A 14,183-nucleotide genomic window follows, 5' to 3' on the forward strand; every position below is an offset into this window, starting at 1 on the left:
GGTTTCGACCTCGCTGAGCGAGGACGGACCGGGACGCAGGGCCCCTTTTACGCAGGCTGCCGCGGCACCGGCTCCTTGGCCTCGCACCCACTTACCGAAGTGCCGCCGTCGAACATTTTCTTAGGAGTTTTGAAATGAACAGCTTCACTGACAACTTCACTATCAATGGCATCACGATCACCGCGCAGCCCATTTGCCGGCAAAACGAGGTTTTGACTCCGGACGCCCTTGAGTTCATCGGTAAGTTGCACCGGGCTACGGCTGATCGTCGTCAGGAGCTGATGCAGGCACGGCACGCCCGCCGTGGGCAGATCGCATCCGGTCAGGATCCGCGTTTCCTGCCGCAGACCGAGGGCATCCGGAATGACCCGTCGTGGCGTGTGGCTCCCCCGGCCCCGGGTCTGGAGGACCGCCGCGTGGAGATCACCGGCCCGGTGGATAAGAAGATGACCATCAACGCCCTGAACTCCGGTGCGAAGGTCTGGCTGGCTGACATGGAGGATTCTTCGACGCCGACGTGGCGCAACGTCATCCAGGGCCAGTTGAACCTGACCGATGCGCTGGAACGCCGCATTGATTTCACGTCCCCCGAGGGCAAGGAGTACAAGCTCAAGGCTGCCGAGGACCTGCCCACCATCGTGGTCCGTCCCCGCGGCTGGCACCTTCCCGAGAAGCACATGCTGATCGATGGAAAGCCGATCGCCGGTGGCATCGTGGACTTCGGGTTGTTCTTCTTCCACAATGCCCGCCGTCTGCTCGCCCAAGGCAAGGGCCCGTACTTCTACCTGCCCAAGATCGAGAACCACCTCGAAGCACGCCTGTGGAACGACATCTTCGTCCTGGCACAGGACCTGCTCGGCATCCCGCAGGGCACCATCCGCGCCACCGTGCTGATCGAAACGATCACGGCCGCGTTCGAGATGGAAGAAATCCTGTATGAACTCCGGGATCACGCCTCCGGTTTGAACGCCGGCCGGTGGGACTACATCTTCTCCCTGATCAAGAACTTCCGCACCCGGGGACCGCGCTTCGTACTTCCGGATCGCGGCCAGGTGACCATGACGCAGCCGTTCATGCGTGCCTACACCGAACAACTCGTGCGGGCCTGCCACCGCCGTGGTGCCATGGCGATCGGCGGTATGGCTGCCGCTGTTCCGAACCGCAAGGACGAAGCCGCCAACCAGGCATCGTTCGAGAAGGTCCGGGCGGACAAGACCCGCGAAGCCAACGACGGCTTCGACGGTTCATGGGTGGCCCACCCCGACCTCGTGCCGGTCTGCCGCGAAGTTTTTGACTCAGTTCTCGGAGACCGTCCCAACCAGCTGGACCGCTCCCGCGAGGACGTCACTCCCGACGACCGCGCCCTGATCGACATCGCCAGCACTGAGGGCACCATCACCGAGGCCGGGGTTCGCCTGAACATCGAGGTAGGAATCCGCTACATCGAGTCCTGGCTGCGGGGCAACGGAGCTGTGGCCATCCACAACCTCATGGAAGACGCCGCCACCGCCGAGATCTCCCGTTCCCAGCTCTGGCAGTGGATCCACTCCCACGCCATTACCGACCACGGCGACATCATCAGCCGCGAATGGGTCCAGGACATGCTCGACGAGGAATTCGCCCGGCTCGAACGCTTTGACGGAGACCGTTTCGCAGACGCCCGCGCCATCTTCGAAGAAGTCACTCTGGCCGAGGAATTCCCCACGTTCCTGACCATCCCGGCCTACGCCCGCTTCCTCACCGAAGCCCGTGAAGAGGCAACGGAAGAGGAACTCGTCGCCGCCTAGGCCGGGGGCGCCGCCCCAGGAAAACCAAGCCCCAACGCTGGGCTGCCTGCACTCTTCGCAACAAGTGACCCCGATGGTCGGGGAGGCAGCCCAGCAGCGGGGCTTCTCCATGCCACCCGCGGTCAACTCACTCCGTTTCGATGATTAGCTGCACACCATGCCGTGCGCACGGCACGTCTCGCAGCGCACCCCCGAATCGGGCAGGAACAGCGACCGGCCCGCCCACCCCTTCGATGGCCCGCTGCACACAAGACGCTTCCTACCGTCTACTGCGCAGCGCGCCATCGAGACGGGCACAAAGCCCGACGGCGTCACGAACCTACGCCTGCCGGGCCACCCAGCGCACGGACAACGTAACGCACACACAGAACGCGAGCACCGAACCCAGGATCACCAGCAGCGGCACGGTCCAGCCTTCGGACACGCCATGGACGTAGCCAATGACGGTTGGCGCCAAGGCTGCAACCAAGTAACCCACACCTTGGACGACGGCAGACATCTTCCCTGCCGAAGCCTGGTCCCTGGCGAACTTGATGATGGCGATGAACACCACCGTGATGCCGCCACCCTGCGCAATGCCGCCCATGGAAGACCACATCCACCACAAATCAGGGGCCAGCAACAAGCCCACGGGAACCGTCAGCCATAACGCACTCAAGGTGACAGCTACCGTCGTCGTACTGGCAAAGCGGGCCAAAAGCGGTACGCCCAGCCCTCCCACAATCGCGAAAATCTGGAACAGTGATGATCCCGCGCCGGCCTCGGCGGCGCCCATGCCGAGCTCGTCGGACAGGAAGCTCGGCAGCCACGCCGTGATGCCGTAGTAGGAGAACGCCTGGCCGGCGAAGCCAAGTGTCAGGCCGGCCGTCAGCCATCCCACTCCCGCAACCGCGCCGGACGCAGAGCGGTCGGGCGCAGGGACCGCAGCCGGAACCAACGCGCGCCGGAGTCCAACAGTCGGTATCCAGAACAGGATGGCTGCCAGCGCCAGAAGGGCACTCGCTGCCAAGGAAAGCCGCCAGCCCACCAGTTCAGCGAGTGGTGCAGTAGCGACTGATGTGAGGAACGATCCGATGTTCAGGGCTGCCGTATATACGCCCATCGCGGTAGCTTGGCGCCGCGGCGCGAAGTCCCTGCGGATGATGAGCGGCACGGCGATATTGCCGATCGTAATAGCCACACCGATGATGACCGTCCCCACTATCACCGGCACGCCACCGCCGCTGGACCGGATCACGACGCCTGCCAGTACGCCGAGCAGCGTGAGCATGACGGCAAATTCGGCACCGAGCCGACGACCAGCCAAGGACGCCAACGGCGAGGCGAGCGAAAAACAGAGCACAGGGATACCGGTCAACAGACCCAGTTCAACAGGCGAGAATCCCAGGTCGGCTTGCAGGGAATCCACCACTGGGGCCACTGCTACGAAGGGCCCACGCATGTTGAGCGCGATCAGGCCAATGCAGGCGAGAATCAACCAACCCCGGGGAACTTTGGCGAGGAACTGGCTCATGGTGTGCGGTGAAGGACGGCAGGAAACGTTTTCATCACCTTCATTGCTATCACGCCGTCACCGGCCATCCGGTCACAAACGGCGTCTATCCGGCTGCTTGGAGCGTGGCTTCAATCACTGCCGGTGAGAGCACATATTGCGTCACCATCTGGCTGGCGCCCAGGATTGCAGCGCGATCACCGGCCATGGAAATACCGATCCGCAGGTGAGTGGTGGCCAACGGCAGCGAACGCCGGTACACAACCTCGCGAATGCCGGCAACCAGGTGTTCGCCAGCCTCTCCCACGCTGCCGCCGATGATGATCATGGACGGATTGAGCAGGTTGACCACGGTGGCCAGCACATCGCCGACGTCACGTCCCGCCTGCCGGAGGGCCTGGATGGCCTGCAAATTTCCCTCGGCCACCAGTCGGAGGACATCCGCTCCCGTGGCGGCTTCGAGGCCCTGCGCCTTGAGTTGGCGCGCGACGGCGGGACCTGAGGCGAGCGCTTCCAGGCATCCGTAGTTGCCGCAGCGGCAGAGGACGTCGTCGCCGCGGGGCACCCGCACGTGGCCGAGGTCCCCGGCAGTGCCGTTGGCGCCGCGCTGCAGCTGGCCGCTGCTGATGATGCCTGCGCCGATGCCGGTAGCGACCTTGATGAACAGGAAATTCTCGTGGTCCGGCCAGTATGCGGTGCGTTCGCCGAGCGCCATGATGTTGACATCGTTGTCCACCAGAACTGGAACGGGTAGGGAGCGCTGGACGTAAGGAACGACGTCGAATCCGTCCCAGCCGGGCATGATGGGCGGCTTGACCGGCCGTCCGGTGGCGTGTTCCACGGGCCCGGGCAGTCCGATGCCAATGCCCGCGAGGTCGCCGGGTTCCCGCCCGGCTTCGGTGAGCAGTTCGCGCCCGGCTTTGATGACCTGGCCAAGCACCACGTCCGGGCCCTCGGCGACTTCCTGCGTGAGCCTGCGTTCGGCGAGGACGCTTCCACCGAGGTCGGTGACGGCAACAATCACGTGGGTCGCTCCGACGTCGACGGCCAGGACGACGCGCGCGGCGGGGTTGAAGGCAAAGCGCGACGGCGGCCTGCCGCCACTGGATGTTGCCTCACCGGCGGGCCCCACGAGGCCGGATCCGATCAGGGCATCGATGCGGGACGCGACGGTGGAGCGGGCAAGTCCTGTGGTGAGGGCGAGTTCAGCACGAGTCCTGGCTTGGCCGTCCCGGAGGAGCTGGAAGAGGTCCCCGGCACGTGAAAGGTTACCGGCGTCCTGTGCGGGGGCGTCTTTTCCGCCTTGGTGTCCGGGTGCTGAGGTCATGCCATTAGTGAAGCACGATTGCTTATGCGTGTCATGCAGCAGAAGTTTGTCGGCCATATTTCAACTTTTGCTTGACGCTCGGCAAAAGTCCCCCTAGGTTGTGAGGAGCAGCACATCACCCCCTTGGATGCCGGAAATCAGCGGCATCAATTTGCCTCCACCCACAACGACGAGGAGAGACAGTGTCATATTCGATCCAGCTCTACACGGTCCGAAAGGCCCTTGAAGAGGATCTGGCGGGAACCATCCAGCGCTTGGCCAATATCGGTTTCACCATGGTTGAGCCCTACCGTTTTGTTGCCAAGGCCGAAGAACTCAAGCGGGCGTTGACGGAGAACAACCTCACCGCCCCCTCCGGCCACGCTCCCTTGCTCAGCGATGACCAGGACGAAATCTTTGCCGCTGCGCAGCAGCTGGGCATCGGTACTGTTATTGACCCGCATGTCCCGATCGAGCGCTGGAACACGATCGAAGACATCAAAGCAACCGCGGAACAGCTCAACGCGGCCGCCGCCAAGGGGGCCGAATACGGTGTCCGCGTCGGCTACCACAACCACTGGTGGGAAGTTGAGTCCGTCATCGACGGCAAAACGGCGATCGAACACCTGGCCGACCACCTCAACCCCGAGGTCGTCCTGGAACTGGACACGTACTGGGCAGCCGTAGGTGGCCAGAACCCTGCCGAACTCCTGGTCCGGCTTGGTGACCGCGTCAAATTCATTCACATCAAGGACGGTCCGGTGACCTCGGACCCGTCGAGCCAGCTCGCAGTTGGTGCCGGTCAGATGCCTATCTGGGACGTCTTGAACGCTGCCGGATCACTTGAAGCAGCAGTCGTGGAACTGGACGACTTCCAAGGCGACATGTTCGACGCCGTGGAAGACAGCTACAACTACCTCAGCGCGGGGAAGGTGTCCGCATGAGCCACGCAGCAGGAGCCGGCTTTGGTTCGCTGATGACAAGCCCGGTGGGTTCAGGCCCCGTGGGCGTAGGCATCATCGGCGCAGGTGTCATCAGCAAGCAGTACCTCGACAACCTCACAAGCTTCCCCGATGTTCGCGTTGTGGCGATCGGTGACTTGTTCGAAGAGGCCGCAGCCACGCGAGCCAACGAGTACGGCATTCCCGTGCACGGTGGCATTGACGCTGTCCTCGGCCACCCGGAGGTGGAGATTGTCATCAACCTGACCATCCCCGCTGCCCACGTGGAAGTTGCCACACAGGCTGTCAACGCAGGCAAGCACGTCTGGAGCGAAAAGCCGTTCTCCCTGGACCGCGAAAGTGGCTTGGGTCTGCTCAAGGCAGCCGACGCAGCCGGCGTAAGGCTAGGTTGCGCACCGGACACGTTCCTCGGCGCCGGCCTCCAGACTGCCCGCCGCATGATCGAACGCGGTGACATTGGCACTCCCCTGACTGCACTGACCTTGATGCAGTCCCCGGGTCCGGAATCCTGGCACCCCAACCCCGCATTCCTGTTCCAGGATGGCGCCGGTCCTCTGTTCGACATTGGCCCCTACTACCTGACCACGCTGGTGCAGACCTTCGGCAGCATCCGCAAGGTAGGAGCTTTCGGTTCCAAGTCCCGCGAAACACGCGTGATCGGCTCGGGTCCCAAGGCCGGCGAGACGTTCGACGTCACAGTCCCTACCCACGTCAGCTCCATCCTGGAGTTCGAGAACGGTGAATCTGCGCAGAGCATCTTCAGCTTCGATTCCCCGCTCAAACGCGCAGGGTTCGTGGAGATCACCGGTTCCGAGGCCACCATCGCATTGCCGGACCCGAACAACTTCGACGGCGAGATCAGGATTTGCGCGCTCGGTTCCGATGATTGGACAACCGTCCCGTCAGTCGGCTCAACTGCCAGCCGTGGAGCGGGTGTCCTGGAAATGGCCCGCGGCCTCCGTGAAGGCCGTCCGCACCGCGCCCAGGGTGAACTCGCGTTCCACATCCTGGACACCATGGCCTCCATCGCAGAGTCAATCGACAACCGGGCCTTCGTGGATGTGGAAAGTTCTGCAACACAGGTCCCTGCGCTGCCCGAGGATTGGGATCCCACGGCAGCAACGCTTTCAGCCTAGTTTCAGCCAGCACCAGCTCGACGACGAGAAAACCGGAGCATCATGAAGAATCCCCTGAAAGTCCTATCGGCGGTTGCCGCGACGGCAGCCTTGGCACTGGGTCTCAGCGCCTGCGGTGGCGGCGGTAGCAGCCCACAAGCAAGCAGCGACACCATCACCTACTGGGCATCGGACCAAGGCAACAGCCTGGACGACACCGCAGCCAAGCTGAAGCCCACGCTGGATCGTTTTACGGAAAAGACCGGAGTAAAGGTACAGCTGGAAGTCATCAGCTGGACTGACCTCTACAACCGCATTCTTACGGCAGTTACCAGTGGCGACGGTCCCGACGTCCTGAACATCGGCAACACGTGGGCCGTGACCCTGCAGGAGACGGGCGCTTTCGAGCCCGTGGAAGGTGAACTGCTGGAGGCCGTTGGCGGCAAGGACCGCTTCCTGAAGACCAGCTGGTCGACCGGTGGCGCGGAAGGCAAGACCCCCACGTCTGTGCCGCTCTACGGTTTGGCCTACAACATGTATTACAACACCAAGCTGTTCAAGGAAGCCGGCATCGAGAAGGCGCCCACGACCTGGGACGAGTTTGTGGCCGATGCCAAGAAGCTCACCAAGGACACCAACGGTGACGGCAAGCCCGATCAGTGGGGCTTCACCGCAGCTGGAGCATCCGTTTCCGCCAACTCGCACCAAGCGTTCGTTCGTGGCCTGCAAAACGGCGGTACCTTGTTCGACGGTGACGGAAAGCCCACCTTCGACAGCGATCCCCAGGTTGAGGGAGTCAAGCAGTTCGTGGACTTGATGGCCACGGACAAGGTGATGTCGCCGTCGGACGCTGAACTCAGCCAAGGCAGCCAGAAGGTGGACAACCTCATCAATGGCAAGGCCGCAATGATGTTCGACCAGAGCCCGCTGAAGAACTTCGCTGCGCGCGACTTCAAGGACTGGGGCGTAGCCCCGATCCCTATGATGACCGCGGGAGCTACTGGTGACCGTGGCACCCAGAGCCACGTGGCCGGTATCAACCTCAGTGTCTTCAAGAACAGCGACAACAAGGCCAATGCCATCAAACTGGCCGCGTTCCTGACCAGCGACGAAGAGCAGATTGCCCTCAACAAGGCCTACTCCTCCCTTCCTGTAGTCACCGCGGCGTCGAGCGATGCAGCCTTCCAGACCGAAGAAGTCAAGGCCAAGAATGACGCCCTGGCCAACCACTCCCTTCCCATGCCGCTGATCGCCAAAGAGGGTCAGATGGAGACCCTCACCGGAACGGCAATCAAGAACCTCTTTGCCAAAGCGGCAACGGGAACTGTTTCCGAAGACGACATCCGGGCGGCCCTCAAGGACGCCAACAACCAGATGGCCGCGGCCCAGTAACCAGGCCCAGTGAGCGGGGACGCCACCACGAAGTGGTGTCCCCGCTCCGGCAAAGGAGTTTCCATGTCCCATTCAGCATTGGACAGCGGCCCGGCCGCTGCAGGCAGCACCGCTGCCGTTGATCCCGAGCCCGGCCAACCACGGGCCGCAAGCACACCGCCGGTACGCAAACGGCGTCGCTCATTCCTCCCCTACGGCTTGATCCTTCCGGCCGCCATCCTTGAGCTCCTGATCCACATCGGCCCGATGCTCCTTGGGATCTGGATCGCGTTCATCTCCCTGACGCAGCTCAACCTCACCAACTGGCTCAACGCACCGTTCGTAGGGCTGCAGAACTTCATCAACGGGCTCAACCCGGACAGCACCATCGGGCAGGCCTTCTTCAGCACGGTTGGCCGCACGCTGGGCTACACCATCCTGGTGGTCGGTTTCTCCTGGGTGCTCGGCATGGCAGGCGCAGTTTTCCTGTCCTCCAACTTCAAGGGACGCGCTCTTCTTCGCACGTTCTTCCTGGTCCCCTACGCACTCCCGGCATACGTCGGAACCATTGCCTGGGCCTTCATGTTCAACCAGCGCGACGGCGCCGTGAACCAAATCCTGGTGGACACCCTCCACCTCTTCGGCGACGAACGCCCCTTCTGGCTGCTGGGCCAGAACTCCTTCGGAGCCATGGTGATTGTGAACGTATGGCAGCTGTGGCCCTTCGCTTTCCTCATGCTGATGGCGGCACTGCAAAACGTTCCCACTGATGTCTACGAGGCAGCGGCCATTGACGGCGCTACGCTCTGGCAGCAGTTCCGTCGCATCACATTGCCCATGGTCCGCCCGGCCAACGGCGTGCTGCTCATGGTGATGTCGCTGTGGACCTTCAACCAGTTCAACGTTCCCTTCGTCCTGTTCGGAGCCACGTCTCCCAAGGAAGCCACCCTTATTTCCCCTTTGATCTACCAAAACTCCTTCGGCAGTTGGAACTTCGGCCTGGGCGGCGCAATGAGCGTGCTGCTGCTGATCGCACTGTTCATTGCCTCCGTTTTCTACATCCGCATGGTGCTGCCCAAGGGAGCCGACAATGATTGAGACACGTAACTTCCGGATCCTCAGGAACGTGGTCCTGACCATCCTGTCCCTCTGGGTGGCGGTTCCGCTCTTCGTGGTGGTCTCCACCTCGCTGAAACCCCTCAAGGATGTCTCGGGACTCTTCCAGTGGATTCCCCGTGAAATCACGGCGTCACCATACCTGGACATCTGGACCACGGTTCCGCTGGCCAAGTACTTCCAGAACAGCCTCATCATCACCGTCTGCGCAACAGCCTGCTCAGTGACGGTCGCCGTCCTTGCCGCCTACGCCATTGCGCGGTTGCAGTTCAAGGGCAAGCGCGCCTTCAGCCTGACGGTCCTCTCCACCCAGATGTTCCCTGGCATCCTGTTCCTCCTGCCGCTGTACTTGATCTTCACCCAGATCCGCAACATGACCGGCTTGCAGCTGCAGGGCTCCTACCTCGGGCTGATCATCACTTACATGACCTTCACTTTGCCTTTCGCCATCTGGATGCTGAGCGGCTACTTCGCCTCGATTCCGAAGGAATTGGAAGAGGCCTCGATGATCGACGGCACGGGCAGGATGGGAGCACTGTTCCGGGTGATCCTCCCTGTTGCCAAACCAGGCATCATCGCAGTTGCCGTGTATTCCTTCATCTCCGCATGGGGCGAGGTTTTGTTCGCATCCGTGCTGACCAACGAGTCCACAAAAACACTGTCCTTGGGGCTCAAGGCCTATGCCAGCGAATCGGATGTTTTCTGGAACCAGCTCATGGCCGCTTCCGTGGTGGTCAGCCTGCCCGTCTTGATCGGATTCATCCTGGTGCAAAAACACTTGGTGGCAGGGCTGTCGTCAGGAGCAGTTAAGTAGGTTCACTGTTAAGTACGAGCAACACCGGACGATTACCGGGAAGGAACCCATGTCGTATTCACTCCAGCTCTACACCGTTCGCAACGCCATCCAGGAGGATCTGCCTGGGACCATCAGGAAGATCGCAGAGATCGGCTTCACGCAGGTGGAACCCTACAACTTCGTGGCCACCGCCAAGGAACTCGGCGCCGCCCTGAAGGAGAACGGCCTTACCGCTCCGTCCGGGCATGCCCCGCTTTTGAGCCAGGACCAGGACGAGATTTTCGCCGCGGCCAAGGAACTGGGCATCACCACCGTGATTGATCCTTTCCTTCCTGCCGAGCACTGGCAGGACGCCGAGACCATCCAAGCAACGGCCGCCGCGCTGAATGCAGCTGCCAAGAAGGGCGCTGAGTACGGCATCCGCGTGGGTTATCACAATCATGCGTGGGAGCTGGAGTCCACTATCGAAGGCCAGACCGCACTGGAGTACTTCGAAGGCTTGCTGGATCCGGAACTCGTCCTTGAGGTGGACACGTATTGGGCAGCTGTCGGGGGCCAAGACCCCGTTTCGCTGCTGGAGCGCCTGGGCGACCGGGTGAAGCTCATCCACATCAAGGACGGTCCGGCCACCACGGACACCAAGGCCCAGCAGCCCGCTGGCCAGGGAACGATCCCTGTCCTCGATATCATCGCCGCGGCCAAGTCCCTGGAAGTGGGCGTGGTGGAGTTCGATGACTACTCCGGCGATATTTTTGAGGGCATCACCGAAAGCCTGAAGTATTTGACGGCTGCGGCAAGCGTTCAGGCAGCTGAGGGAACTATTTCCGAGGAGGCAGGGGCATGAGCTTCACACCTTCAATCCGCAAAGGCCCAGTGGGCGTCGCCGTCATCGGTGCGGGCAACATCAGCAAACAGTATCTGGACAATCTCACGGTCTTCCCGGACGTGAAGGTCCTGGTGATCGCGGACCTGTTCGCCGAGGCGGCCGAGGCGCGCGCCAAGGAGTACGGGATCGCCGAGTTCGGTACGCCGGAGCTGGCACTGAACCATCCCGACGTCGAGATCATCGTGAACCTGACCATCCCGGCGGCGCACGTCGAGGTTGCCACGGCCGCGGTCAACGCGGGCAAGCACGTCTGGACGGAGAAGCCGTTCTCCCTGGACCGCGAGTCCGGGCTCGGCCTGCTGAAGGCAGCAGACGCTGCAGGAATGCGGCTTGGCACCGCGCCGGACACGTTCCTGGGTGCGGGGTTGCAGACAGCCCGCAGGATCATCGAACGCGGGGACATCGGCACGCCGTTGACGGGGATGACCACGTTCCAGACCCCTGGTCCGGAATCCTGGCACCCGAACCCGGCGTTCTTGTTCCAGCACGGCGCCGGCCCGTTGTTCGACATGGGCCCGTACTATCTCACCGCCCTGATCCAGACCTTCGGCTCGGTACGTAAGGTGGCCGCCGTCGGGTCCTCCGCGAAAGCGACCCGGATCATTGGTTCCGGTCCGAAGACCGGGGAGGAATTCGCCGTCGAGGTCCCCACGCACGTCTCCGCGATGGCACAGTTCGAAAGCGGCGCATCCTCGCACAGCGTGTTCTCCTTCGAGTCCCCGCGCCAGCGCATGGGGTTCGTGGAAATCACCGGCTCCGAGGCCACGCTCTCGCTGCCGGACCCGAACTACTTCGACGGCGACCTCAAGCTCTGGCGCCCCGGCGCGGAAGAACCCGAGATCATTCCGTCCACCGGACCAGCCAACGGCCGGGGCCTGGGCGTGCTGGACATGGCCCGTGCCCTGCGCTCCGGCGCCCCGCACCGCGCCACCGGCGAGCTGGCCTACCACGTGCTGGACACCATGGTCTCGATCTCCGAATCCGTGGAATCGGGCTCGTTCGTGGACGTCACCAGCAACGCGCCCACTTCCGAACCAGTCCCGGAGGACTGGGCGCCGGAAACCGCAACACTCTAGGCAACCGCAACTCCGTACGTAACGAGGAACCACACCATGAGCACCCCCGCCCACACTGACCAGAGCCAGGGCACCCAGCAACCTACCCGCACCTTGGGGGTCGCCGCGATCGGCTATGCCTTCATGGGTAAAGCCCACTCGAACGCGTGGCGGAATGTGGCCAGCTTCTTTGACGTTCCGGCCTTCGAGCAGAAAGTCCTGGTCGGCCGGGACGCCTCCCTGGTAGCCGAGGCCGCGGCAAAGTACGGCTGGACCGAGTCCGCCACCGACTGGCGCTCCGTCATCGAGCGAGACGACATCCACATCGTCGATATCTGCGCCCCTGGCTGGATGCATGCCGAAATCGCCATCGCCGCCCTCCGGGCCGGCAAGCACGTCCTCGTGGAAAAGCCGCTCGCGAATACGATCGCCGAGGCAGAAGCCATGACCGCAGCCGCCGCTGCAGCGCGCGCGAACGGTGTGCAGTCCATGATCGGTTTCAACTACCGGCGCGTTCCGGCTCTTGCGCTTGCCCGCGAGCTGATCGCCGAAGGCCGCCTCGGCACCGTCCGGCACGTCCGGGCCGCCTACCTCCAGGACTGGCTCTCCGACGCCGAATCCCCCATGACCTGGCGGCTCCGCAAGGAAACCGCCGGCTCCGGCGCGCTGGGCGACATCGCCTCGCATGCCATCGACCAAGTCCTGTTCCTCCTGGGTGATGCCGTCACCGAGGTCACGGGCCGCCTCCACACTTTCGTGGACCGCCGCCCCGGACCAAATGGCCCCGAAGATGTCACGGTCGACGACGCCGCCTGGGCCACGCTGACACTCGCCTCCGGAGCAATCGCCTCAGTGGAAGTCAGCCGGGTAGCAACCGGCCAGAAGAACTCCCTCAAGCTCGAGATCTACGGCGACAAGGGCACCATCATCTTCGACCTCGAAGCGTTGAACGAGCTCGGCTTCCTTGATGCCACAGTCCCCGTCCGCGAGCAGGGCTTCCGCCGGATCCTCGTCAACGAACCCGAACACCCCTACCTCGAAGCGTGGTGGCCGCAGGGTCACATCATCGGCTGGGAACACACCTTTACGCACCAGATCCGGGACTTCCTCCTGGCCATTCGGGACGGCAGCCAGCCGTCGCCGTCGTTCGAAGAAGGCCTGAACGTGCAGCACGTCCTCGCTGCCATCGAAGAATCCGCGGCGGCCAAAAGCTCACTGATCCAGCTTCACACCAACTCCCTAAACAGCACCCCTACTGAAGGAGCCTGACATGCCCCGCCCGTACACCCTGTTCACCGGCCAGTGGGCCGACCTCCCCTTCGAGGAAGTCGCCAAGCTCGCCTCGGGCTGGGGCTATGACGGCCTGGAAATCGCCGTCTCCGGAGACCACCTGGACGCCTGGCGCTGGGACGAACCGGGCTACGTCGAGTCCAAACTCGCCGTCCTGGAAAAGTACAACCTGAAGGTTTGGGCCATCTCCAACCACCTCAAAGGCCAGGCCGTGTGCGATGACCCCATCGACTTCCGCCACGAAGCAATCGTCGGGACGCGCGTGTGGGGCGACGGGGAACCCGAAGGCGTCCGCCAACGCGCCGCCGAAGAAATGAAACACACCGCCCGCCTCGCCCAGGCACTGGGCGTGGACACCGTGGTGGGGTTCACCGGGTCCTCCATCTGGCAGTACGTCGCGATGTTCCCGCCCGTCCCGGAAAAGGTCATCGACGCCGGTTACCAGGACTTCGCGGACCGCTGGAACCCCATCCTGGACGTGTTCGACGAATGCGGGGTCCGCTTCGCCCACGAAGTCCATCCGTCCGAGATCGCCTACGACTACTGGACCACCGTCCGGACCCTCGAAGCGATCGGCCACCGGCCCGCGTTCGGCCTGAACTGGGACCCGTCCCACTTCATGTGGCAAGGCATCGACCCTGTCTCCTTCATCTGGGACTTCAAGGACCGGATCTACCACGTGGACTGCAAGGACACCAAGCTCAGGCCCACCGGCCGGAATACCGTCCTGGGTTCCCACCTGCCCTGGGGCGATCCGCGCCGTGGCTGGGACTTCGTCTCCGCCGGACGCGGGGACGTGCCCTGGGAATCCTCCTTCCGGGCCCTGGCCGCGATCGGCTACAACGGCCCCATCAGTGTGGAATGGGAGGACGCCGGAATGGACCGCCTGCACGGCGCCCCCGAAGCCCTCGCCGCCCTCAAGAAATACGACTTCCCCGCCTCCCAAACCAGCTTCGACGCCGCCTTCAGCAGCAAGGACTAGTTCAGCAGCAAGGACTAGGAAAGGA

12 protein-coding genes are annotated in these 14,183 nt (G+C 63.1%); 10 read left to right on the top strand and 2 right to left on the bottom strand.

What is annotated here, in order from left to right; all coding sequences use genetic code 11:
* The first annotated feature begins 134 nt into the window (after positions 1-134).
* Positions 135-1,787: a malate synthase A gene (gene aceB / locus ACTAQJ_RS13125; RefSeq protein WP_498696699.1), complete on the top strand. Its 1,653-nt coding sequence runs from the start codon at positions 135-137 to the stop codon at positions 1,785-1,787.
* 319 nt (positions 1,788-2,106) lie between these two features.
* Here the strand turns inward: aceB and ACTAQJ_RS13130 are convergent, their stop codons facing one another.
* Both ACTAQJ_RS13130 and ACTAQJ_RS13135 read right to left on the bottom strand, forming a co-directional pair.
* A complete protein-coding gene (locus tag ACTAQJ_RS13130) occupies positions 2,107-3,300 on the bottom strand; it encodes an MFS transporter (protein WP_498696700.1) in 1,194 nt (397 codons plus the stop codon).
* A gap of 85 nt (positions 3,301-3,385) precedes the next feature.
* Positions 3,386-4,606: an ROK family protein gene (locus ACTAQJ_RS13135; protein ID WP_498696702.1), complete on the bottom strand. Its 1,221-nt coding sequence runs from the start codon at positions 4,604-4,606 to the stop codon at positions 3,386-3,388.
* Positions 4,607-4,788: 182 nt separating this feature from the next.
* Between ACTAQJ_RS13135 and ACTAQJ_RS13140 the strand changes: the two genes are divergently transcribed.
* The 9 genes from ACTAQJ_RS13140 (at position 4,789) to ACTAQJ_RS13180 (ending at position 14,158) form a co-directional block, all read left to right on the top strand.
* Entirely contained in the window at positions 4,789-5,529 is a 741-nt protein-coding gene (locus ACTAQJ_RS13140; RefSeq protein WP_431118196.1) for a sugar phosphate isomerase/epimerase family protein, read from the top strand.
* On the top strand, positions 5,526-6,683 hold the full coding sequence (locus tag ACTAQJ_RS13145; protein WP_498696704.1) for a Gfo/Idh/MocA family protein: 1,158 nt from the start codon (positions 5,526-5,528) through the stop codon (positions 6,681-6,683). Before ACTAQJ_RS13140 ends, ACTAQJ_RS13145 begins: the two co-directional genes overlap by 4 nt.
* Positions 6,684-6,725: 42 nt before the next feature.
* Positions 6,726-8,054 carry an ABC transporter substrate-binding protein gene (locus ACTAQJ_RS13150; RefSeq protein ID WP_498696705.1) on the top strand — a complete coding sequence of 443 codons (1,329 nt, stop codon included), beginning with the start codon at positions 6,726-6,728 and terminating at the stop codon, positions 8,052-8,054.
* A gap of 63 nt (positions 8,055-8,117) precedes the next feature.
* Positions 8,118-9,131, top strand: a complete 1,014-nt coding sequence (locus ACTAQJ_RS13155; RefSeq protein WP_431118192.1) for a carbohydrate ABC transporter permease — start codon at positions 8,118-8,120, stop codon at positions 9,129-9,131.
* A complete protein-coding gene (locus ACTAQJ_RS13160) occupies positions 9,124-9,963 on the top strand; it encodes a carbohydrate ABC transporter permease (protein ID WP_431118191.1) in 840 nt (279 codons plus the stop codon). The genes ACTAQJ_RS13155 and ACTAQJ_RS13160 overlap by 8 nt, the downstream gene beginning before the upstream one ends.
* A gap of 49 nt (positions 9,964-10,012) precedes the next feature.
* Positions 10,013-10,789 carry a sugar phosphate isomerase/epimerase family protein gene (locus ACTAQJ_RS13165; protein WP_498696707.1) on the top strand — a complete coding sequence of 259 codons (777 nt, stop codon included), beginning with the start codon at positions 10,013-10,015 and terminating at the stop codon, positions 10,787-10,789.
* Positions 10,786-11,907: a Gfo/Idh/MocA family protein gene (locus ACTAQJ_RS13170; protein ID WP_498696709.1), complete on the top strand. Its 1,122-nt coding sequence runs from the start codon at positions 10,786-10,788 to the stop codon at positions 11,905-11,907. The genes ACTAQJ_RS13165 and ACTAQJ_RS13170 overlap by 4 nt, the downstream gene beginning before the upstream one ends.
* 36 nt (positions 11,908-11,943) lie before the next feature.
* Positions 11,944-13,155, top strand: coding sequence for a Gfo/Idh/MocA family protein (locus ACTAQJ_RS13175; protein WP_498696712.1), 1,212 nt, complete (start codon positions 11,944-11,946; stop codon positions 13,153-13,155).
* Between the two features lies 1 nt (position 13,156).
* On the top strand, positions 13,157-14,158 hold the full coding sequence (locus ACTAQJ_RS13180; protein WP_431118185.1) for a sugar phosphate isomerase/epimerase family protein: 1,002 nt from the start codon (positions 13,157-13,159) through the stop codon (positions 14,156-14,158).
* Positions 14,159-14,183 lie beyond the last annotated feature (25 nt).

The organism is Arthrobacter sp. alpha11c, assembly GCF_054149985.1.

Bases quoted from the DNA above. Each gene is read 5' to 3' on its own strand.
- aceB (WP_498696699.1), top strand. From the start codon at position 135: ATGAACAGCTTCACTGACAACTTCACTATCAATGGCATCACGATCACC.
- ACTAQJ_RS13130 (WP_498696700.1), bottom strand. From the start codon at position 3,300: ATGAGCCAGTTCCTCGCCAAAGTTCCCCGGGGTTGGTTGATTCTCGCC.
- ACTAQJ_RS13160 (WP_431118191.1), top strand. From the start codon at position 9,124: ATGATTGAGACACGTAACTTCCGGATCCTCAGGAACGTGGTCCTGACC.
- ACTAQJ_RS13170 (WP_498696709.1), top strand. From the start codon at position 10,786: ATGAGCTTCACACCTTCAATCCGCAAAGGCCCAGTGGGCGTCGCCGTC.
- ACTAQJ_RS13135 (WP_498696702.1), bottom strand. From the start codon at position 4,606: ATGACCTCAGCACCCGGACACCAAGGCGGAAAAGACGCCCCCGCACAG.
- ACTAQJ_RS13155 (WP_431118192.1), top strand. From the start codon at position 8,118: ATGTCCCATTCAGCATTGGACAGCGGCCCGGCCGCTGCAGGCAGCACC.
- ACTAQJ_RS13180 (WP_431118185.1), top strand. From the start codon at position 13,157: ATGCCCCGCCCGTACACCCTGTTCACCGGCCAGTGGGCCGACCTCCCC.
- ACTAQJ_RS13150 (WP_498696705.1), top strand. From the start codon at position 6,726: ATGAAGAATCCCCTGAAAGTCCTATCGGCGGTTGCCGCGACGGCAGCC.
- ACTAQJ_RS13145 (WP_498696704.1), top strand. From the start codon at position 5,526: ATGAGCCACGCAGCAGGAGCCGGCTTTGGTTCGCTGATGACAAGCCCG.
- ACTAQJ_RS13175 (WP_498696712.1), top strand. From the start codon at position 11,944: ATGAGCACCCCCGCCCACACTGACCAGAGCCAGGGCACCCAGCAACCT.
- ACTAQJ_RS13165 (WP_498696707.1), top strand. From the start codon at position 10,013: ATGTCGTATTCACTCCAGCTCTACACCGTTCGCAACGCCATCCAGGAG.